We start from the raw sequence: 19,208 nt of genomic DNA, 5'->3' as shown, positions 1-19,208 counted from the left end.
GCGAGGAAGCGAGCTAGAATTCATTCTAAGAACAAATGTTCGTATTGCGAACATTTTCCGGCTTCTTCCCGTCGACTTTCCATGACCCGCGCCTGCCCCCGCAAAGGCAGACGTCCCTGCAGAAGGAACCCCGCATGATCGACAAACTCGCCGCCTCGGTGGAGGAGGCGCTCCAGGGCACGCCCGATGGCGCCACGGTGCTGATCGGAGGCTTCGGCACCGCCGGCATTCCTGACGCGCTCATCGACGGCCTCATCGCGCAGGGTGCGCGCGAGCTCACGGTGGTCAACAACAACGCCGGCAACGGCGAAGCGGGCCTCGCCGCGCTGCTCAAGGCCGGCCGGGTGCGCAAGATCATCTGCAGCTTCCCGCGGCAGGCCGACAGCTTCGTGTTCGACGGCCTCTACCGCGCGAGCAAGATCGAGCTGGAGCTGGTGCCCCAGGGCAACCTGGCCGAGCGCATCCGCGCTGCCGGTGCCGGCATCGGTGCCTTCTTCTGCCCGACCGGCTACGGCACCGAACTGGCCGCCGGCCGCGAGACCCGCGTCATCGACGGCCGCCACTACGTGCTGGAGTACCCGATCCACGGCGACCTGGCCCTCATCAAGGCCGAGCGCGGCGATCGCTGGGGCAACCTCACCTACCGCAAGGCCGCGCGCAACTTCGGCCCCGTGATGGCCATGGCTGCGAAGAAGACCGTCGCCACGGTGCACGAGGTGGCCGAGCTGGGCACGCTCGACCCCGAGGCCATCGTCACGCCGGGCATCTTCGTCAGCCGCGTCGTGAAGATCGACCGCACGGCCACCCAGGCCGGCGGCTTCAAGAAGAAGGAGGTGGCGTGATGGCCGACTACCAACGCCGAACCAAGGACCAGCTCGCCGCCCGCGTGGCGCAGGACATCTTCGACGGCGCCGTCGTCAACCTCGGCATCGGCCAGCCCACGCTGGTGGCCAACCACCTGCCCGCCGGCCGCGAGGTGGTGCTGCACAGCGAGAACGGCATCCTGGGCATGGGCCCGGCGCCGGCCGCGGGCGAGGAGGACTACGACCTCATCAACGCCGGCAAGCAGCCGGTGACGCTGCTGCCCGGCGGCGCCTACTTCCACCATGCCGACAGCTTCGCCATGATGCGCGGCGGCCACATCGACATCTGCGTTCTGGGCGCCTTCCAGGTCAGCGCCACGGGCGACCTGGCCAACTGGAGCACCGGCGAGCCCGGTGCCATCCCGGCCGTCGGCGGCGCCATGGACCTGGCCACCGGCGCCAAGCAGACCTGGGTCATGATGGACCTGCTGACCAAGCAGGGTGCCAGCAAGGTCGTTGCGCAGTGCAGCTACCCGCTCACCGGTCTCGCGTGCGTCAAGCGCATCTACACCGACCTGGCGACACTGGCCTGCACACCGCAGGGCCTGCGCTGCATCGACCGCGTGCCGGGCCTGTCGCTGCAGGAACTCGAACGGCTGGTGGGCCTGCCCATCGCCGAAGACGCAGCGGCAGACTGAACACCACCCCTCTTTCCATCCGATTCAAGGAGACCTTCCGCATGACCATCGACGCCTTCATCTGCGACGCCATCCGCACCCCCTTCGGCCGCTACGGCGGCGCGCTCGCCAGCGTGCGCACCGACGACCTGGGCGCCATCCCCATCAAGGCGCTGATGGAACGCAATGCCAAGGTCGACTGGCAGGCCGTGACCGACGTGCTCTATGGCTGCGCCAACCAGGCCGGCGAGGACAACCGCAACGTGGCGCGCATGGCCGCGCTCCTGGCCGGCCTGCCCATCGAGGTGCCGGGCGCCACCATCAACCGCCTGTGCGGCTCGGGCCTGGACGCCGTGGGCAGCGCCGCTCGTGCCATCAAGGCCGGCGAGGCGCAGCTGATGATCGCTGGCGGCGTGGAGAGCATGAGCCGCGCGCCCTTCGTCATGCCCAAGGCCGAGTCGGCATTCAGCCGCGCCAACGCGGTGTACGACACCACCATCGGCTGGCGCTTCGTCAACAAGCTGATGAAGGCCCAGTACGGCGTGGACTCCATGCCCGAGACGGCCGAGAACGTGGCCGAGCAGTTCAAGATCGAGCGCGAGGCCCAGGACCGCATGGCCCTGGCCAGCCAGCAGCGCGCGGTGGCGGCGCAGAAGTCCGGCTTCTTCGAGTCGGAGATCGTGCCCGTGACCATCCCGCAGAAGAAGGGCGATGCCATCGTCGTGGCCAAAGACGAGCATCCGCGCGACACCAGCCTGGAGTCGCTCGCCAAGCTCAAGGGCGTGGTCAAGCCCGAGGGCACGGTGACGGCCGGCAATGCCAGCGGCGTGAACGACGGCGCCTGTGCGCTGCTGATCGCGAGCGAGCAGGCCGCCGCCAAGAACGGCCTGACGCCGCGCGCCCGCATCGTGGGCATGGCCACGGCTGGCGTGGCGCCGCGCATCATGGGCATCGGCCCGGCGCCGGCCACGCAGAAGGTGCTGGCGCAGACCGGCATCTCGCTGGACCAGATCGACGTCATCGAACTGAACGAGGCCTTTGCGGCGCAGGGCCTGGCCGTGCTGCGCATGCTGGGCCTGAAGGACGACGACGCCCGCGTCAACATCAACGGCGGCGCCATCGCGCTGGGTCACCCGCTGGGCGCCAGCGGCGCCCGTCTGGCGACCACGGCCGTCAACCAGCTGCACCGCGGCGGAGGCCGCTATGCGCTGTGCACCATGTGCATCGGCGTGGGTCAGGGCATCGCCCTGATCCTCGAGAGAGTCTGATCAGCGGCCGGTGAGGGCGAGGTAGTCGCTGCGCGTGCGCGGCGACACCGAGGCCAGCACCTGCTCGTACGAGGTGCCGTGCCTGGCCAGCAGCCGCGCGCTGGCCACGGCCTTCGAGCGGCAGTACCAGTGGCAGGTGTGTTGCAGCAGCAGCAGCTCGGCGCTCATCATGAAGGCGCGCGGCTTGTCGGCCAGGCTGGGCTCATTGGCGGCCACGGCCGCGATGCCCTTCGCATGGATGGCGAAGGCACGCCGCACGTCGAAGAGCAGGCGGCCCGAGAGCAGGGGCTGCGCCCACGGCAGCCACATCGGCAGTTTGCTGACCTGGGCCAGGGGGGCCTCGAGCTTCGCCATGTCGGCCGCGAAGCGCTGGAGTTGTTCGGCCAGCGACTCCTCGGTCGCGCACAGCGTCTGCCAGATCTGCCGGCGACGCTCGTCGTCGGCTTCGTCGAGCCAGCGCAGGTAGCCGTCGAGGAGCGTCTCCATCTGGGGCTCGATGCGGAAGGGCGCGAGCCGGGCGCCGAGAAGGGCGATGTGGCGCTGTTGATCGCGCCGTCTCATCCAGTGCAGGCCGAGTGCGGCCAGGGCCACCAAGGCCAGAAAGTCCATGAAAGTTCCGGGAAGAAATGCCGAAGAAGAGGCAGTGTAGGCAGGTCTGCAACACCTGCTGGCTGAACGGCGCAAGAACGAATACTTTAGGTTTCCAAAAATTGTGTCATCAACTTTGATAAACGCGACACAATTTGCAACATGGACGATTCCTCTTCAAGATGCGGGGATTGATTGCGCGCTGCCCGTTTTTCTCCGCCCTATGCGCCTGCTGCTGAGGATTTTTTTCTGCTCTGTCTGGGCGGCCGCTGCCTGGCCGGCGGCAGGTCAGGACGCGCCCCTGCAACTGCGGGTGGTGGGCGGCTTGGCGGGCATCGCGCAGTACACCCAGCACGAAGCGCCATTCTGGACGGAGACACTGCCCCGGCTGATGCAGGGCCGCGTGGTCGCCACGATCGCGCCCTTCGACCAGGCCGGCGTGCCCGGCAACAAGATGCTCACCTTGCTGGAAACCGGTGTGGTGCCCTTCGGCACCGTGCTGTTGAGCCAGGTGGGCGGTGAACATCCCGCGCTGGCGCTGCCCGACATGGCCGGGCTGAGCGCCGATGCCGCCACCCTGCGCCGCGTCGTCGATGCGTTCCGGCCCGAGATGGCCGCCATGCTGCGCGAGCGCTTCAACGTGAAGCTGCTGGCCATGTACATCTACCCCGCGCAGGTCATCTTCTGCACGGCGCCGCTGAAGGGCCTGGCGGACCTGCAGGGCCGGCGCGTGCGTGTCTCCAGCGGTACGCAGGCCGAGTTCGTGCAGGCCCTGGGCGGCACGCCCGTGCCCACGGCCTTCGCCGCCCTCATGAGCAACATGACCTCGGCCAACACCGACTGCGCCATCACGGGCGGGAGTTCGGGCAACACGCTGGGGCTGCACCGCATCACCCACTCACTGTTCACGATGCCCATCAACTGGGGTCTGGCCGTCTTCGGCGCCAACGCGGATGCCTGGGCGGTGCTGCCGGCCGACGTGCGCATCGTGCTGGAGCAGCAACTGCCGCAGTTGGAGCAGCGCATCTGGGCGCAATCCATCCGCGACACGGAGTCGGCCGTGGCCTGCAACACGGGGGCCGGGCCCTGCGACAGCGGCACACCCGGCGCCATGGTGGCCGTGCGGCCCACGGCGCAGGACGACCGGCTTCGCCGCCAGATCCTCGCCTCCACCATCCTGGTGAACTGGCTGCGCCGTTGCGGCTCCGAATGCACGCGGCTGTGGCAGCGCACCATCGCACCCGTGATCGACAGCAAAGCGCCCCAGACCCCATGAAGTCGACGAGCGCACCGCCGCGGCAGCTCGCCGCGTCCACCTTTGCGCTGGCGGCGCTCTTCATCGTGGTGGTCTTCGGCCTGGCGGTGTTCGCCGTGGTGGAGATGCGCAACCGTGCGGTCGACGATGCGCGCGACCAGATCGACCGCTTCCTCAGCGGCTCGGTGGCCGCCGTCAACCAGAACCTGCTGGGCGTCGACCTGCTGCTGGCCGATCTGGGCATGCTGCTGCGGCCGGTGGGCAACGAGGACATGGCCCAGGCCAACCAGCGCGCGGCCCGCAGCATGCAGTCGCTGGCGCGGCACAGCCTGCTGGTCGAGCGGCTGGAAGTGCTGCGTCCCGATGGCAGCGTGGTGTCGCCGCCCGATGGCGACGCGGTGCCGCTGTCGCCGGCCTTCACCGCGCGGCTGATGGGTCAGCCCGTGCCCGAGCTGATGACGACGGGGCCAGCGCTCAGCCCCCGGACGTCGCAGCAGGTGCTGTACTTCACGCGCGTGGTCCGCCTGCCCGATGGCGCGCCCGGCATCGCGCTGGCCGAGGTGCAGGTGGCCTCGCTGGCGCGACTGCTGGCGCATGGTGCCGGCATCGAGGGCATGGAGGTCACGCTCGAGAGCCTGAGCCAGGGCCTGCTGGTCAGCGTGCCCCCGCGCAGCGAGATCGCCGAAGGCTCCGCGGCGCTGCCCGAGCTGCGCGGTGCAGCCGACGCGCGGGGCATCGTGCAGGCCAACTCGCGCCTCATGGGGCAGGACGCGCTGCTGGCGTTGCGACCCACGCTCAACCAGGACATCGTGCTCAGCGCCGGCCTGCCGATGGAGCAGGTGCTGGAGGGCTTCCGCACCGAGCGCAACCTGATCGTCGGCGTGACCGTGCTTCTCATGCTCATGGTGGTGGGCGTCTCGGCCTATGCGCTGCATCAGCTGCGCGAGCAATGGCTGCGCCGCCGCGAGGCCCTGCACGCCAAGAGCATGCTGGACCAGGCCCTGGAGTCGATGTCCGACGGCTTCGTGCTGCTGGACCCCGAGGGCCGCGTCACGGCCTGGAACCGGCGCTTCGCCGAGATCTTTCCCCAGGCGCGCATCGCCCTGGAGGCGCACATGCCGATGGTGGCGCTGGAGAACGCCGTGTCGGGCCGAAGCGTCGAGGAGCCCGATACCCAGTCGGCCCGCCTGCCCGCGCCCGGCGAGCAGGAACTGGAACTGCCCGACGGCCGCACGGTGGTCGTCGTCAAGAGTCCCACCCCCAATGGCGGCATGGTCTGCGTCTACCGCGACACCAGCGAGAAGCGCCGTCACCTGGCCGACATGGTGGAAGGCAAGGCCCAGCTGCAGGCCACGCTGGATGCGCTGCCCGACGTCCTGCTGGAGCTGTGCCTGGACGGCCGCTGCATCGGCTTCCATTCGGCGCGTGCCTCGCTGCTGGACATCGGGGATCCGGTCGGACGAACACTGTCGGAGGTGCTGCCCGGCGATGCCGCCATCCAGATCATGGCCGCCATGCGCGAGGCGTACCTGAAGGGCCTGTCGTTCGGCAAGCAGTTCGAGCGACGTGCCTCGCAGGGCACCGCCTGGTTCGAGATCTCGGCCTCGCGCAAGCTGGTGGGCGAGGGCGCCGACGCGCGCTTCATCGTCATCCTGCGCGACATCACCGACCGCATGTCGGCGCAGCTGCAGATCGACCACCTGTCCTTCTACGACAACCTCACCGGCCTGCCCAATCGGCGCATGCTGCTGCACCGCCTGCAGTCGGCCATCGACGCCAACGTGCGGCGTGAGCGGCAGGCGGCGCTGCTCTTCCTGGACCTGGACCACTTCAAGACCCTCAACGACGCGCAGGGCCGCAACGCGGGCGACGTGCTGCTCAAGCAGGTGGCGCAGCGGCTGCAGCAGCTCATGCGCGAAGGCGACACCGTGGCCCGTCTGGGCGGCGACGAGTTCGTGATCCTGATCGAGGGTCTGAGCGCCGACTCGGCCACCGCCGTGATGCAGACCCAGGCTTTCGGCGAGGCCGTGCTGGCCGAGCTGGGCCGACCGATCCAGCTGCCGGCCATGACCTACCACGGCACCTGCAGCATCGGTGCCACGCTCATCAGCGCCAGCTCGGCCTCGCTGGACGACCTGCTCAAGCAGGCCGACATCGCGATGTTCCATGCCAAGACGGCGGGCGGCGACGTGCTGCGCTTCTTCGAGGTCGACATGCAGACCACGGTCAATGCGCGGGCCTCGCTGGAGAGCGAGCTGCGCGCGGCCCTGAAGGCGCGCGGCCAGTTCCTGCTGCACTACCAGCCGCAGGTGACGACCGAAGGCCGCGTGGTGGGGGCCGAGGTGCTGATCCGCTGGCTGCATCCGCAGCGCGGCCTGATCCCGCCGGCCGCGTTCATCGACGTGGCGGAGGAAACGGGCCTGATCTCGCCCATCGGCCTGTGGGCGCTGGAGCAGGCCTGCAAGCAGCTGGACGAATGGAGCACCCATCCCCGCCGCCGGCACCTCACGCTGGCCGTGAACGTGAGCGCCCGCCAGTTCCGCAAGGAGGACTTCGCGGACAAGGTGCGCGAGGTGCTGATCCGCACCGGCGCCGATCCGTCCAAGCTCAAGCTGGAGCTCACCGAAAGCCTGCTGCACGACGAGGTGGCCGAGACCATCCGCAAGATGAAGTCGCTGGCCGCCATCGGCATCCGTTTCTCGATGGACGACTTCGGCACGGGCTACTCGTCGCTGTCGTACATGGCGCAGCTGCCCCTGCACCAGATCAAGATCGACCGGTTCTTTGTCAGCGGCATCGGCGCCAATCCCAAGATCGAGTTGATCGTGCAGACGCTCATCGGCATGGCCGCCAACCTCGACCTGGAGGTGGTGGCCGAGGGTGTGGAGACCCGCGCGCAGCTGGACTTCCTCATCCGCAACGGCTGCCGTGTGTGCCAGGGCTTCCTCTTCGGCCGGCCGCAGCCGGTGGAGGTGCTGGAGTCGCAGCTGGATGTCGAACTGATCGCGCATTGACGGGGGCGCTGCGGCTGCCCGTATCGCGTCGGTGTCCTTGACCTCCGGCGCAGGCAGGCGCTCCTTCCTGCACGCATCGGCAACCCTCGGCACAATCCGCGCTTCGCTCTCCCTGCGCCGGCCCGTTGCGCGGCCGCCTTCGCCTTGTCCTTCCCCGAGTTCCTCGCGCCGCCCATCGCGGATGCCGCCTTCTACCTGGTCGCCGTGCCCGCCGTGCTGCTGCTGGGCATCAGCAAGAGCGGCTTCGGCGCAGGCTTCGGCTCGCTGGCCGTGCCGCTGATGTCGCTGGCGGTGACGGTGCCGCAGGCGGCCGCCATCCTCATGCCGCTGCTGTTCGTCATGGACGTGCTGGGCATCGCCGCCTTCCGGCGCGATGTGGACAGGCGGTTGCTGGCCTTCCTGGTGCCTCCGGCGCTGGTGGGCGTGGTGCTGGGGGCGGTGCTCTTCCACGCGCTGGCGGCGACGACGGTGGCGGGCATCGTGGGCGTGTGCACACTGGTCTTCCTGGCGCAGCGGCTGCTCTTTCCGCCACGCCCCGATGCGCCGCCGCCCTCGCGCGCGGCGGGCTGGGTGCTCACCGTGCTGTCGGGCTTCACCAGCTTCATCTCGCATGCGGGTGGCCCGCCCATCAATGCCTACCTGCTGCCGCTGAAGCTGCGGCCGATCGTCTTCACGGCCACCATGGCCTACCTGTTCTTCCTGGTGAATCTCGCCAAATGGATCCCCTATGCCTGGCTGGGCCTGCTGGAGGCGCGCAATCTCAGTACCGCGCTGCTGCTGATGCCGCTCGCGCCGCTCGGCGTCTGGATCGGCGTGCGCATCGCTCGGCGCATCGATCCGGCCTGGTTCTATCGCTGTGTCTACCTGGGCATGTTCCTCACCGGCATCAAGCTGGTGTGGGACGGCTTCTTCTGAGCGCAGCGCCCGCACCTCGTCCCGCCGGGACCCACCCTCCACCTTCCACTGCAAGGAGCTTCACGCCCATGGCTTCCATCAACGAACTCGTCGTCCTGACAGGCGCCTCGCGCGGCATGGGCCGTGCAATGGCGAGCCAGCTGCTCGCGCGCGGCGGCGTGCAGCTGCTGTGCCTGTCGCGCGGCATCGACGCCACGCTGGAGGCCGAAGCGGCAGCGGCGGGCAGCGCGGTCCTGCAATGGTCGGTCGACCTGGCCGACCCCCTGCCCGTGGCCGAGCGGCTCGCGGACTGGCTGGCCGCGCAGGACGCGGCGCTGCTTCGCCATGCGGTGCTCATCAACAACGCCGGCACCGTCGGACGGACGGCGCCGCTGGCGCGCGCCTCGCTGCCCGAGCTGTCGGCAGCGCTGCGCGTCGGGCTGGAAGCGGCGCTGCTGCTGACCAGCGCCTTCCTGTCCGCGACCACGGGCTGGGCTGCGTCGCGGCAGGTGCTCAACATCTCTTCGGGTCTGGGCCGCAACGCCATGGGCAGCCAGGCGCCGTACTGCGCCGCCAAGGCCGGCATGGACCATTTCTCGCGCGCCGTGGCGCTGGAGGGGGCGCAGGAGGGCGGTGCGCGCATCGTGTCGCTGGCGCCCGGCGTGATCGACACCGACATGCAGGTCGCACTGCGCAGCGCCGATGCGGGGCTGTTCCCCGACCGCAGCCGCTTCGAGGCGCTGCACCGCAACGGGCAGCTGGATTCGCCCGAGTCGGCTGCGCGCAAGGTGCTGGCCTGGCTCGAGCGGCCGGACTTCGGCGCGCAGCCGGTGGCGGATGTGCGCCAGCCGTGAAATGAAGCCACCCCGTTTGGACTTCCTCACTTCGTGTGGAAGTCCAATCCCCCTCGAGGGGCGCACCCCCCGGCCCGGCGAAGCCGGTTCCGCGGGTGCACTGGCATGGCGTGCTCCGCGGCCCTTCGATCAAGGGGAGCGCCGGGTGCATGCGAGGCGGCATGCCGCCTTGTCCGACGGGGCCGGTGCGCCCGGCTACAGGTAGATCTTCTGCAGCAGGCGGATCAGCGTGTCGCGCTCGCGGTCGGTGAGCTTGTGGCTGGCGTCCTTCTCCAGCTGGATCACGGCCTCTTCCGCCTCGGCCATCAACTGGTGGCCGGCGTCCGTGAGGTGCAACCCCACCGCGCGCCCATCGTGCGGATGCGGGCGCCGTTCGATCAGCCCGCGTCGGTCCATGGCCGCCACCAGGCTCACGAAGTTGGGCGGCTGGATGTCCAGCGCGGCGCACAGCTGGCGCGAGGTCGCGCCCGGGTTGTGCGCCAGCAGCGAGAGCACCGAGAAGTCGGTCGGCTTGAGGCCGTACACGGCCATGCGTTCCGCGAAGGTCGCATACACCACCAGGTAGGCGCGGCGCGTGTTGTAGCCGACGAGGCTTTCGAGCACGTGGCTGTCCAGCGGGTCGGCTGCCGTGGTCGCAGCTGGAACAGGCTTGCGCGAACGAGGCTTGGGGGTGGGCATGGAAGGGGTGTCGTCTCGGAGCTTGGGTGCAGGCCGCGTCATGCGGGCGCCGCGGTCGCGCCAGGCCGGGGCGCCGTGGGATACGCGGCAGCGGCTCGTGGCCGGTGCAGGAGCGGGCTACTTTAAACGAGCGCCTCCTGCGCCGCCGACGTGCCTGCGCGCTGCCGCGAATTGAGGCGATTCCGACACCGCGGGCGAGCCCCGCCTGCCACACTGCCCGCGAAGGAGCACCGGGGTGCGGTCCGGCTGCTCGATGGCCGTCGCGTGAGGTGGACGAACGGGCATGGCAGATGGGATCAGCGGCGCACAGGCATCGATGGCATTGCTCCTCGAGACCGGCGACTTCTGCGCGCGGGCGGACGTCACGCTGGCCCAGTGCCTGGACCGTTGGCTGGCCGGGGCCGTGCAACTGGCCGGTGCAGATGCGGCGCTGATCCAGACCTTCGATGCATCGCAGGAGCGGTGGGGCCTGCTGCGCAGCCATGGGCTGCCCGATAGCCAGGCCGCCCGGCTCACTGCGCTGGCCGGCCAGGAGCCGGGTGTGGCGCATGCGCTGGCGAAGGGCTGCCGTATCGCCAGCCGCAACACGCTGAGGTCCGATCCCGCCCACGTGAGCGACGGCGGGCGGCTCGCCCTGTCGCCACGCTTTCGCGCAGAGTTGCGCAGGACCGGCATCCGGGCCTGGATGGCCCTGCCGTTGCAGCAGCAGGGCGGCTTGTTGATGGGTGTCCTGGTGGTGGGCTTTGCCGCATCGCGTCTGCCCGATGCCGACCACACCGCGCCGCTGCGGCTGCTCGCCCGTCAGGCGTGCGACGGCCTGGTGCGGTTCTCGCTGGAGGCCGAACTCCGGCAGGCCGAGGAACGTGTCCGCGTCTTTGCCAGTGCCAGCCTGGGTGCCGATCTGGTGTACCGCATGAGCGCCGACTGGCGCGAGATGCGCCATCTGCAGGGGCGTTCGATGGTGCCGACCGGGCCGGGCGCCCGGCAGGACTGGGTCGACGTCTACATCCCCGTCGATGAGCGCGCCCGCGTGAGGCAGGCCATCCAGCAGGCCATTGCCAAGGGCGATGCCTTCGAGCTGGAGCACCGGGTGCTGCGCGCCGACGGCAGCGCGGGTCGCATCCTTTCCCGGGCCGTGCCGATGCGCGATGCCTCGCGGCGGGTGGTGGAATGGCTGGGCATCGCCAGCGACGCGCCCGAGCGCCGGTTGGCCGAGCAGGCGCTGCGTGCCAGCGAAGGGCGCTACCGCAGCCTTTTCGACTCCATCGACGAGGGCTATTGCGTCATCCAGCTGCGCATCGGCAAGGGCGGTGCGCCGCACGATTACGTCTTCCTGGAGATCAACCAGGCCTTCGAGCGCCACACCGGCATCAGTGATGCGGTGGGTCGCTCGATGCGGGACATCTCGGCCGACATGGAGGAGGCCTGGTACGAGCTCTATGCCCGCGTGGCGCTCACGGGCGAGCCGGTGCGGGTGCAGCAGGCGGCGCGGTCGCTCGCCCGCTTCTTCGACGTCTATGCCTTCCGCCTGGGCGAGCCGCAGCTGAGACAGGTGGCGGTGCTGGTCAATGACATCACGCAGCGGCGCGCCCAGGAACAGGCGCTGCGCGATGCCGACCGGCAGAAGGACGAATTCCTGGCCACGCTGGCGCACGAGCTGCGCAATCCGCTGGCGCCCATGCGTGCCGGTCTGCAGGCGATCCAGGCCGCGGATGCCGCACCCGGGGTGGTGGCCGGTGCGCTGCCGGTGCTGACACGCCAGCTCGACCATCTTGTGCGGCTGGTGGACGATCTGCTGGAACTGTCCCGCATCTCCGGAGGCCAGGTCGAGCTGCGGCGCGAGCGGGCCGACCTGCGGGCGGTGCTGGAGGCTGCGGTCGAAACCAGCCGGCCGCTGCTGTCCGCCATGCGCCATCGACTGACCGTGGAGCTGGCCGACGGGCCGTTGTGGCTGGATGCCGATCCCGTTCGCCTCGCGCAGGTGTTCGCCAATCTGCTCAACAACGCCGCCAAGTACACCGACGAGGGGGGCGAGATCGGCATCGGGGCGCGCCGCGAACCGGGCTGGGCGGTGGTGACGGTGCGCGACAGCGGCGTGGGCATCGCGGCGGACATGCTGACCGGCATCTTCGAGCGCTTCATCCAGGTACCGGCCACCCGCCATCGGGCCCAGGGCGGACGCGGCATCGGCCTGCATCTGGCGCGCAGCCTGGTGGCCTTGCATGGTGGCGCCATCGAGGCCCGCAGCGCCGGCCTCGGGCAGGGGAGCACCTTCGAGGTCCGGCTGCCGTTGATGGGCGCGACAGGCGGCGGCATCGCGCAGCCGGACCTCGGCCCGAAGACGGCGCCGGCGCTCCCTCCGGCAAGGCCGATCCCGGCCGACCCTGCCTGGCGTGTGCTGGTGGTGGACGACAACGCCGACGCGGCCGACAGCCTGCGCCTGCTGCTCCGTGTCCACGGCTTCGAAGCGCAGGCGGCCCACACGCCCGAGTCGGGCCTGCGCGCCATCGAGGCGCAGCGCCCGGACGTCGTGGTCCTGGACATCGGCATGCCCGGCATGGACGGATGGGAGGTCGCGCAGTTCGTGCGGGCCCGCTACGGCCCGTCACGGCCCCTGCTGGTGGCGCTGTCGGGCTGGGGCCGCGAGGAGGACCGGCTGCGCTCGCAGCAGGCCGGCATGGATTTCCACTTCACCAAGCCGGTGGACATCGAGGCGCTGCGGGCAGTCTTCGAGATGCTGGCGGATCGCATGGCGCAGCCGCGGCCGCCGGCGCCCTAGCGCTGCCGCTCAGGCCTGAGCCTGCGGCTCGCACGCCTTCTTGATGATGGCCGCCCGCATGTCGAACTCCGGCAGCACCCAGCGGCGGAAGGCCCGGGCGGCGCGCGCCTGCGCTTCGCCAGCGCCGGGCGCCTGTTCGATCCGGGCCCAGGCCCAGGCCAGCAGCGTCACCATCACCAGCCGCAGATAGTCGTCGGCCAGCTCGTAGGGCAGGCGCGGCTGGGCATGGGCGGCCATGGCGATCTGGGTGGTCAGGTAGCGCAGCTGTGCCAGGCGGCGCTGGGCGTCGGCATCGACGTCGCGCGAGGCGTCCAGTTCGTCGCGCAGCGCCAGCAGCGTGGCGGCAAAGCCGGCGCCGGCATCGGGCAGCACCTTGCGCACCAGCAGGTCGATGGCCTGGATCTCGTTGGTGCCCTCGTAGATCATGGTCACGCGGGCGTCGCGCAGGATCTGCTCGATGCCCCATTCGCGCACATAGCCGTGGCCGCCGAAGACCTGCAGGCAGGCGCTGGCGCCGTCGAAGCCCTGCTGCGTGCATGCGGCCTTGAGCACGGGCGTGATGTAGCTGCACCACTGCTGCGCGGCCTCGCGCGCCTTGGCATCGTCGGCATGGCGCGCTACGTCCAGCTGCAGCGCGGTGCGGTAGGCGATGAGCCGGCCGCCGTCGATCCAGGCCCGCTGCACGTCCAGCACGCGCGCCACCGCGGGATGCTCGGCGATCAGGTTGGGGCCGGCCGCGCGGTCGGCGCCCGGGGCCACCATCTGGCGGCGCTCCTGCGCATAGGCATGCGCCTTCTGCCATGCGGCGTCGAGCAGGCCGATGCCCTGCAGCGCCACATGCAGGCGGGCTGCATTCATCATGACGAACATGGCGGCCAGGCCGCGGCCGGGCTCGCCCACCAGCCAGCCGGTGGCCTCGTCGAAGCGCATCACGCAGGTGGGGCTGCCGTGCAGGCCCATCTTTTCCTCGATGCGTTCGCACTGCACGGCGTTGCGCTCGCCACCCTCCAGCACCTTGGGCACCAGCGCCAGCGACAGGCCCTTGGGGCCAGCCGGCGCGTCGGGCAGGCGGCACAGCACCAGGTGGACGATGTTGGGCGTGAGGTCGTGCTCGCCGCCCGAGATGAAGATCTTGGTGCCCGAGACGCGCACGCTGCCGTCGGCCTGCGGCACGGCGCGCGTGCGCACCAGGCCCAGGTCGCTGCCGGCATGGGCCTCGGTGAGGCACATGGTGGCCAGCCATTCGCCGGTGGCGACCTTGCCCAGGTAGCGGGCCTTCAGTTCGTCGCTGGCATGGTGGCGGATGCATTCATAGGCGCCGTGCAGCAGGCCGGGCGCCATGGTGAAGCCGTGGTTGGCACCGGCCAGCCATTCGTAGAGCACGGCCTCCAGCACGGCGGGCAGGCCCTGGCCGCCGTCTTCGGCCGCGGCAGACAGGCTGGGCCAGCCGCCCTCCACGAAGGCCTGGTAGGCGGCGGCGAAGCCCGGCGGCGTGCGGACCTGGCCGCCTTTGAGACGGCAGCCGATCTCGTCGCCATCGCGCTGCAGCGGCGCGATGACCTCGCCGACGAAGGTGGCGGCCTGCTCCAGCACCTGGGCCTGCAGGTCGGCATCGACCTCGGCGAAGGGGGCCAGCCGGGACAGCTGCTGGGAGGCGCCCAGGACGGGTTCGAGAAGGAAGCGGACGTCTTCAGGACGGGGTGCGTAATCCATGGGAAGCGGGCAGGAAGTCAGGGCGCGACGCAGGCGAAGCTGGTCGCGCGTTCGGTGTCGCCACCGCGGAAGCGGGCGACGGTGGGATAGGGGCACAGGGGCCGGGTGCGGTCGGGCGCCCAGTTGGCAGGCACTTCGGGATTGGGCTGCGGCGAGACGGGGCCGCGGGCCTGGGCCTCGACCTGCTCGGGCGCATGGCCGCCTTCGACCCAGTCGACGAGTGCGGTCAGCATGTCGAACTGGTCGGTCGAGGGGCCGCCGCTGCAGTGGTTCATGCCCGGCACCGGGAAGTAGCGCACGAACTCGCCCGCCCGGCCGGCATGGTTGGCCTGCACGCGCTCGTACCAGGCTGCGGTGTCGTCGGAGGAGAACACACCGTCGCCCGTGCCGTGGTAGACGATCATGCGGCCTCCGCGCGCCCGCAGCGACTGCAGCCGCTCGGCATTGGGAGGCGTCATGAAGGACATGGCGGATTCGTCATAGGGCGCCTGCGTGGCGTCGATGCGCGGCGCGTCACGGTCCATGTCGAAGCCGAGCGCGAAGGCCATGCCCTGCGGGCGGTCGGCCATCGGTGGCGTGCTGAAGATGAAGGCCACGGCGCCGGCATCGCGGGTGGCGGGGCTGGCCAGCTTCCATTCGCGCCAGTTGGCGCCCGAGACGCCGGGGTCGAAGGGGAAGCTGCTGTAGATCTGCCGCCCGTTGCTGTCGCGGGCGCCGGCGAAGACGCGCGCCAGCGCCATCTTCTGGGCCGGGTCCAGGCAGCTGTCCTGCCGGCCGGCAGTGCAGGTGGGCACGTCGCGGCCCAGGTTGAAGCGGGCCTGGCAGGACTTGAGGTCGCCGACGATGCCGTCGGTCAGGCCGTCGAGCATGTCGCAGCGCGCCAGCACGGCGCGCGAGAGCGTCTGCAACTGGCCGGGCGTGAAGGCGGTCTGCAGGTCGGGTTCGCCTTGTGGCGTCTTGGCCGTGGCGAGCGGCGCGTATTGCTGCGCGCCGTAGAGCTGGGCCACGGCCGCGCGGGGCAGGTGGAAGCCGGGGTTGCCCGCCAGCACGCCGTCGAAGGCTTGTGGCAGGCGCGAGGCGGCCACCATCGCATGCCGGCCGCCGTTGGAGCAGCCGGCGATGTAGGAGCGGTCGGCCGGCCGACCATAGGCCTGGGCCACGATCTGCTTGGCCACCGGCGTGAGCTGGGCCACGGCGCTGTAGCCGTAGTCGCGCCGCGCCTGGGGGTCGAGGCCGAAGCGCGGATTGGGGGCCGGGTGGCCGGCGTCGCTGCTGACCACCGCGAAGCCCATGGAGAGCGCGTTGCTGCGCGGCCCGCCGCCCCCGATGCCGCCCAGCGCGGGCACCACCACGCCGTCCAGCCCGCCGTTGGCCTGGAACAGGAAGCGGCCATTCCAGGCCTGCGGCAGCCGCAGCTCGAAGCCGATGGCGTAGCGCTGGCCGTCCACCGTGCTGGTGCGTTCGGCCATGCGCCCCTGCACCAGGCAGTGGGCCGGTGCCTGCTCGCTGCCGCCACGCACGGCCACCGGGCCGGCAGGCACGCTGCGCACGTCGGTGAAAACCACGCCGGGCGCGGCCTCCAGCCGCTCGCAAGTGTGCAGCTCACCCGGCCGTGCGGCTTTCATGGACGTGGCGGCGTCCGGCGGACGCGAGCCACAAGCCGCGAGCAGGGTGATGGCACCGCCGATGGCGGCAAGGCGGAAGGCGTTCATGGACAGGGTCTCGCAAACGGCGCGAAGCCGGCATCGTACGAGCCGGCTTCGCCAATGGCAGCCTGGGGCGATCAGGACTCTGCCGTGAAGCCGATCTGCTTGACCAGCGGACCCCAGCGTTCGAACTCCGCCTTCTGGTCGGCGGCCATGTCCTGCGCCGTGGTGCCATGGGCCACCAGGCCCACCAGCGCCAGCGAGTCGATCACCGACTTGTCCTTGAGCGCGGTGTTGATGGCCGCGTTGGCCGAAGCGAGGGTCGCAGCCGGCGTCTTGGCCGGGGCATAGAAGCCGAACCATTCCTCGGAGGTCACGTCCGGATAGCCCAGTTCGGTGAAGGTGGGCACGTCGGGCAGGTAGGGCGAGCGCTTGCGGCCGGAGGTGGCCAGCACGCGCACGCGGCCGTTCTTCATGTACTGCAGGTAGTCGCCGCTGGGGTTCATGGCGGCGGCGATCTGGCCACCCACCAGGTCGGTGATGCTGGGCACGGTGCCGCGGTAGGGCACGTGCTTCAGTTCCACGCCCGAGCGCATGCCCAGCAGCGCGCCCAGCAGGTGCGGCATCGAGCCGGCACCGGGCGACCCGTAGCTGGCCTGGCCCGGATTGGCCTTGGCCCAGGCCAGGAAGTCCTTCAGCGTCTTCACCTCGGCCGGCACGGCCGGGCCCACGGCCAGGCCGTGGAACATGATGGCGCCTATGGAGACGGGCGTGACGTCCTCGGGCTTGTAGGTCAGCTTGGGGTAGATGTACGGGTACACCGCGATGGCCGACACCGGCGCCAGCGTGAGCACTGAGCCGTCCGGCGGCGAGTTCTTCAGCGTCTCGACCGCGATGCGGCCGCCGGCGCCCGGCTTGTTCTCGACATAGGCGCCCTTGGCATAGGCCGAGCCGGCGATCTTCTCGGCCACGCGGCGGGCGACGGTGTCGCCCGCACTGCCGGCCGGGAAGCCGTACATGATCTTGACCTGCTCGATGGCCTGCGCGAAAGCCGACAGGGGCGACAGGGCGCCCAGGGCGGCCGCGCCGCCCAGGGTGTGGAGGAATTGACGACGGTGTTGCATGGAAGTCTCCGGAGAACGAGGGTAGGAAAGCGGGGGTCAGCGGCAGCTGAAGTTGGCCGCATCCTCCAGGCTGCCCGTGCCATTGAAGCGGGCGACCTTCGGATAGGGGCACAGGGGCCGGGTGCGGGTGGCGGACCAGGTGGCGGGCAGGTCGGTGTTCACACCGCCGGCATTGCCGGTGCCCCGGGCACTGGCGACCACGCTGTCGGGCGCCTGGCCCTTCTCGACCCAGTTCACCATGGCGCTGAGCATGTCGAACTGGTCGGTGGCGGGGCCGCCCGAGCAGTGGTTCATGCCGGGGATCAGGTACAGCCGGGCGAAGTTGGATGCGTCGCCGCCGTTGTCCTGCTGCAGGAGCTTGTACCAGCTCACCGAATCGTCGCTCGAGAAGATCGGGTCGGCCGTGCCGTGGTAGACCATCAGCTTGGCGCCGCGCTTCTTGAGCGCCGGCAGCTTGCCGTAGTTGGGCGGCGTCATGAAGGAGATGCTGTTCTCGGTGTACAGGGCAGTGGTGCCCAGCACCTTGGCCAGCACGGTGTCCAGGTTGGCCGTCAGCGCGAAATTGGCGCCGTTGAAGCTCGGGTCTTCGGGCGGCGACTGGAACACCAGGCCCACCGAGCCCGAGTCCAGTGCCACCGGTACGGTGAACTTCCAGAAGCTCCAGCCGCCCGTGTCCAGGCCGGCGTCGTAGGGGAAGCTGCTGTAGATGCGCTGGCCGCTGGGTGTGGTGGCGCCGTTCCTGAACAGCTTGTCGATCTTCGTCTTCTGGTCCGCGCTCAGGCAGGTGCCGTTGCGCGTGGTGGCGCAGGTGGGTACGTCGCGGTTGATGTCGAAGGCCGCCTGGCAGGCCGCGGTGTCCTGCACCATGCCGTCGGCGGCGCCGTCCAGGCCGTCGCACTGCGCCAGCACGGCCTTGGTGACCAGCGTGCGCTCGGCCTGCGTGAAGCCACTGCCCAGATCGCCCGGCGTGGTTGCCAGCGTGGCATAGGTCTGCGCGCCAGCGATGTTGGCCGTGGCGGCGAGCGGTAGGCGGGTGCCGGGGTCGCCGGCGATGATGCCGTCGTACTGGTCGGCGTAGCGCGAGGCCGCCACCATGCCGTGGCGCCCGCCGTTCGAACAGCCGCCGAAGTAGGAGCGGTCCGGGCCCTTGCCATAGGCGGTCTGGATGGCGCTCTTGGCCATGGGCGTGAGCTTGGCCACGGCCTGGTAGCCGTAGTCGAGGCGGGCTTGCGGGTCGATGCCGAAGGTTGCGCCCACGGCGGCCGTGTGGCCCGCGTCGGAGCTCAGCACGGCGAAGCCGTTCGACAGCGCACCGGTCAGCGGGCCACCGCCGAGGGTGCCCGTGGCGGTCACGACGCTGCCATCCAGGCCGCCGTTGGCCTGGTAGAAGAAGCGTCCGTTCCAGGCCCGCGGCAGGCGCATCTCGAAGCCGATGGCGTAGTTCTTGCCGTCCACGCTGCTGGTGCGCGGGAACATGCTGCCGGTCAGGAGGCAGTGCTCGGGCACATCGCTGCCTGCGATCTTGAGCGTGCCCGCCGTCACCAGCGTGGAGGCGCTGATGGTGGTGTTGGGGAAGCTGATGCGCGTGGCCAGGTCGGTACAGGACTGCAGCGCGGCGCCCACGGCGGCCGACAGCTGAGGGATGGTCTCGACCGCGGGTGCAGGCGCTGGGGCCGGTGCCGGCGCCGGTGCGGGCGCCGGCCGGTTCGCGGCCGCCAGTGCCGCCGCCAGGGCCGCGTTCTGCGCGTTGTCGTTGCCCGAGCCGCCGCAGGCCGCCAGCAGCGCCAACGGGGCTGCGGCCGCCAGTGCGCGCAGCGCGAATGTCTTGCCGTCTTCCTTCTTCTTCATCGGTTGTCTCCGTGGTGGTTGTGTTGAAGGTCTTCGTACAAGGGGACGGTCCGCTGCCGTCCCCGGT

At 70.3% G+C, this 19,208-nt stretch carries 14 protein-coding genes; 8 read left to right on the top strand and 6 right to left on the bottom strand.

The window, feature by feature from the left end; genetic code table 11:
• Positions 1-134 precede the first annotated feature (134 nt).
• Genes BXA03_RS25630 through pcaF form a run of 3 tightly spaced genes read left to right on the top strand, consistent with a single transcriptional unit; the run spans position 135 to position 2,748 of the window.
• A complete protein-coding gene (locus BXA03_RS25630) occupies positions 135-842 on the top strand; it encodes a 3-oxoacid CoA-transferase subunit A (RefSeq protein WP_076512009.1) in 708 nt (235 codons plus the stop codon).
• A complete protein-coding gene (locus tag BXA03_RS25625) occupies positions 842-1,501 on the top strand; it encodes a 3-oxoacid CoA-transferase subunit B (protein ID WP_076512008.1) in 660 nt (219 codons plus the stop codon). The genes BXA03_RS25630 and BXA03_RS25625 overlap by 1 nt, the downstream gene beginning before the upstream one ends.
• 41 nt (positions 1,502-1,542) lie before the next feature.
• The gene (gene pcaF / locus BXA03_RS25620) at positions 1,543-2,748 is read left to right on the top strand and encodes a 3-oxoadipyl-CoA thiolase (protein WP_076512007.1); all 1,206 of its coding nucleotides are present in this window, start codon (positions 1,543-1,545) and stop codon (positions 2,746-2,748) included.
• Here the strand turns inward: pcaF and BXA03_RS25615 are convergent, their stop codons facing one another.
• A complete protein-coding gene (locus BXA03_RS25615; protein ID WP_076512006.1) occupies positions 2,749-3,357 on the bottom strand; it encodes a hypothetical protein in 609 nt (202 codons plus the stop codon). It lies immediately after the preceding gene.
• A gap of 202 nt (positions 3,358-3,559) precedes the next feature.
• On the opposite strand from BXA03_RS25615, the gene BXA03_RS25610 reads away from it, so the two are divergent.
• The 4 genes from BXA03_RS25610 (at position 3,560) to BXA03_RS25595 (ending at position 9,353) form a co-directional block, all read left to right on the top strand.
• The gene (locus BXA03_RS25610) at positions 3,560-4,612 is read left to right on the top strand and encodes a TRAP transporter substrate-binding protein (protein WP_083716535.1); all 1,053 of its coding nucleotides are present in this window, start codon (positions 3,560-3,562) and stop codon (positions 4,610-4,612) included.
• Positions 4,609-7,605 (top strand): bifunctional diguanylate cyclase/phosphodiesterase, encoded by a 2,997-nt coding sequence (locus BXA03_RS25605; RefSeq protein WP_076512005.1) that lies wholly within the window; start codon positions 4,609-4,611, stop codon positions 7,603-7,605. Before BXA03_RS25610 ends, BXA03_RS25605 begins: the two co-directional genes overlap by 4 nt.
• Positions 7,606-7,749: 144 nt before the next feature.
• Positions 7,750-8,520: a sulfite exporter TauE/SafE family protein gene (locus BXA03_RS25600; RefSeq protein ID WP_076512004.1), complete on the top strand. Its 771-nt coding sequence runs from the start codon at positions 7,750-7,752 to the stop codon at positions 8,518-8,520.
• A 68-nt stretch (positions 8,521-8,588) separates the two neighbouring features.
• A complete protein-coding gene (locus BXA03_RS25595; protein ID WP_083716533.1) occupies positions 8,589-9,353 on the top strand; it encodes an SDR family NAD(P)-dependent oxidoreductase in 765 nt (254 codons plus the stop codon).
• Positions 9,354-9,548: 195 nt separating this feature from the next.
• Here BXA03_RS25595 and BXA03_RS25590 read toward each other — a convergent pair whose 3' ends face one another.
• Positions 9,549-10,031 carry a MarR family winged helix-turn-helix transcriptional regulator gene (locus BXA03_RS25590; RefSeq protein ID WP_076512003.1) on the bottom strand — a complete coding sequence of 161 codons (483 nt, stop codon included), beginning with the start codon at positions 10,029-10,031 and terminating at the stop codon, positions 9,549-9,551.
• Between the two features lie 316 nt (positions 10,032-10,347).
• Here BXA03_RS25590 and BXA03_RS25585 point away from each other — a divergent pair, with 316 nt between their 5' ends.
• On the top strand, positions 10,348-12,810 hold the full coding sequence (locus tag BXA03_RS25585) for an ATP-binding protein (protein ID WP_159444757.1): 2,463 nt from the start codon (positions 10,348-10,350) through the stop codon (positions 12,808-12,810).
• A 9-nt stretch (positions 12,811-12,819) separates the two neighbouring features.
• On the opposite strand, the gene BXA03_RS25580 is transcribed toward BXA03_RS25585, so the two are convergent.
• The 4 genes from BXA03_RS25580 to BXA03_RS25565 form a co-directional block, all read right to left on the bottom strand.
• Positions 12,820-14,523: an acyl-CoA dehydrogenase family protein gene (locus BXA03_RS25580; RefSeq protein WP_076512001.1), complete on the bottom strand. Its 1,704-nt coding sequence runs from the start codon at positions 14,521-14,523 to the stop codon at positions 12,820-12,822.
• Between the two features lie 17 nt (positions 14,524-14,540).
• Entirely contained in the window at positions 14,541-16,235 is a 1,695-nt protein-coding gene (locus BXA03_RS25575; RefSeq protein WP_076512000.1) for a tannase/feruloyl esterase family alpha/beta hydrolase, read from the bottom strand.
• Positions 16,236-16,306: 71 nt separating this feature from the next.
• On the bottom strand, positions 16,307-17,293 hold the full coding sequence (locus BXA03_RS25570) for a Bug family tripartite tricarboxylate transporter substrate binding protein (protein WP_076511999.1): 987 nt from the start codon (positions 17,291-17,293) through the stop codon (positions 16,307-16,309).
• Positions 17,294-17,329: 36 nt separating this feature from the next.
• A complete protein-coding gene (locus tag BXA03_RS25565; protein WP_076511998.1) occupies positions 17,330-19,141 on the bottom strand; it encodes a tannase/feruloyl esterase family alpha/beta hydrolase in 1,812 nt (603 codons plus the stop codon).
• Positions 19,142-19,208: the final 67 nt, after the last annotated feature.

The sequence above is a fragment of the Pseudacidovorax sp. RU35E genome (assembly GCF_900156165.1).
In the GTDB taxonomy this organism is placed as follows: Bacteria; Pseudomonadota; Gammaproteobacteria; order Burkholderiales; family Burkholderiaceae_C; genus Xenophilus.
The sequence above is the reverse complement of the archived record's forward strand: the minus strand, read 5'-3'. Positions and strand labels throughout refer to the sequence as shown.

What these genes read in the sequence shown, in the direction of transcription:
- BXA03_RS25630 (WP_076512009.1), top strand. Translation starts at nt 135, where the DNA reads ATGATCGACAAACTCGCCGCCTCGGTGGAGGAGGCGCTCCAGGGCACG.
- BXA03_RS25625 (WP_076512008.1), top strand. Translation starts at nt 842, where the DNA reads ATGGCCGACTACCAACGCCGAACCAAGGACCAGCTCGCCGCCCGCGTG.
- pcaF (WP_076512007.1), top strand. Translation starts at nt 1,543, where the DNA reads ATGACCATCGACGCCTTCATCTGCGACGCCATCCGCACCCCCTTCGGC.
- BXA03_RS25615 (WP_076512006.1), bottom strand. Translation starts at nt 3,357, where the DNA reads ATGGACTTTCTGGCCTTGGTGGCCCTGGCCGCACTCGGCCTGCACTGG.
- BXA03_RS25610 (WP_083716535.1), top strand. Translation starts at nt 3,560, where the DNA reads ATGCGCCTGCTGCTGAGGATTTTTTTCTGCTCTGTCTGGGCGGCCGCT.
- BXA03_RS25605 (WP_076512005.1), top strand. Translation starts at nt 4,609, where the DNA reads ATGAAGTCGACGAGCGCACCGCCGCGGCAGCTCGCCGCGTCCACCTTT.
- BXA03_RS25595 (WP_083716533.1), top strand. Translation starts at nt 8,589, where the DNA reads ATGGCTTCCATCAACGAACTCGTCGTCCTGACAGGCGCCTCGCGCGGC.
- BXA03_RS25590 (WP_076512003.1), bottom strand. Translation starts at nt 10,031, where the DNA reads ATGCCCACCCCCAAGCCTCGTTCGCGCAAGCCTGTTCCAGCTGCGACC.
- BXA03_RS25585 (WP_159444757.1), top strand. Translation starts at nt 10,348, where the DNA reads ATGGCATTGCTCCTCGAGACCGGCGACTTCTGCGCGCGGGCGGACGTC.
- BXA03_RS25580 (WP_076512001.1), bottom strand. Translation starts at nt 14,523, where the DNA reads ATGGATTACGCACCCCGTCCTGAAGACGTCCGCTTCCTTCTCGAACCC.
- BXA03_RS25575 (WP_076512000.1), bottom strand. Translation starts at nt 16,235, where the DNA reads ATGAACGCCTTCCGCCTTGCCGCCATCGGCGGTGCCATCACCCTGCTC.
- BXA03_RS25570 (WP_076511999.1), bottom strand. Translation starts at nt 17,293, where the DNA reads ATGCAACACCGTCGTCAATTCCTCCACACCCTGGGCGGCGCGGCCGCC.
- BXA03_RS25565 (WP_076511998.1), bottom strand. Translation starts at nt 19,141, where the DNA reads ATGAAGAAGAAGGAAGACGGCAAGACATTCGCGCTGCGCGCACTGGCG.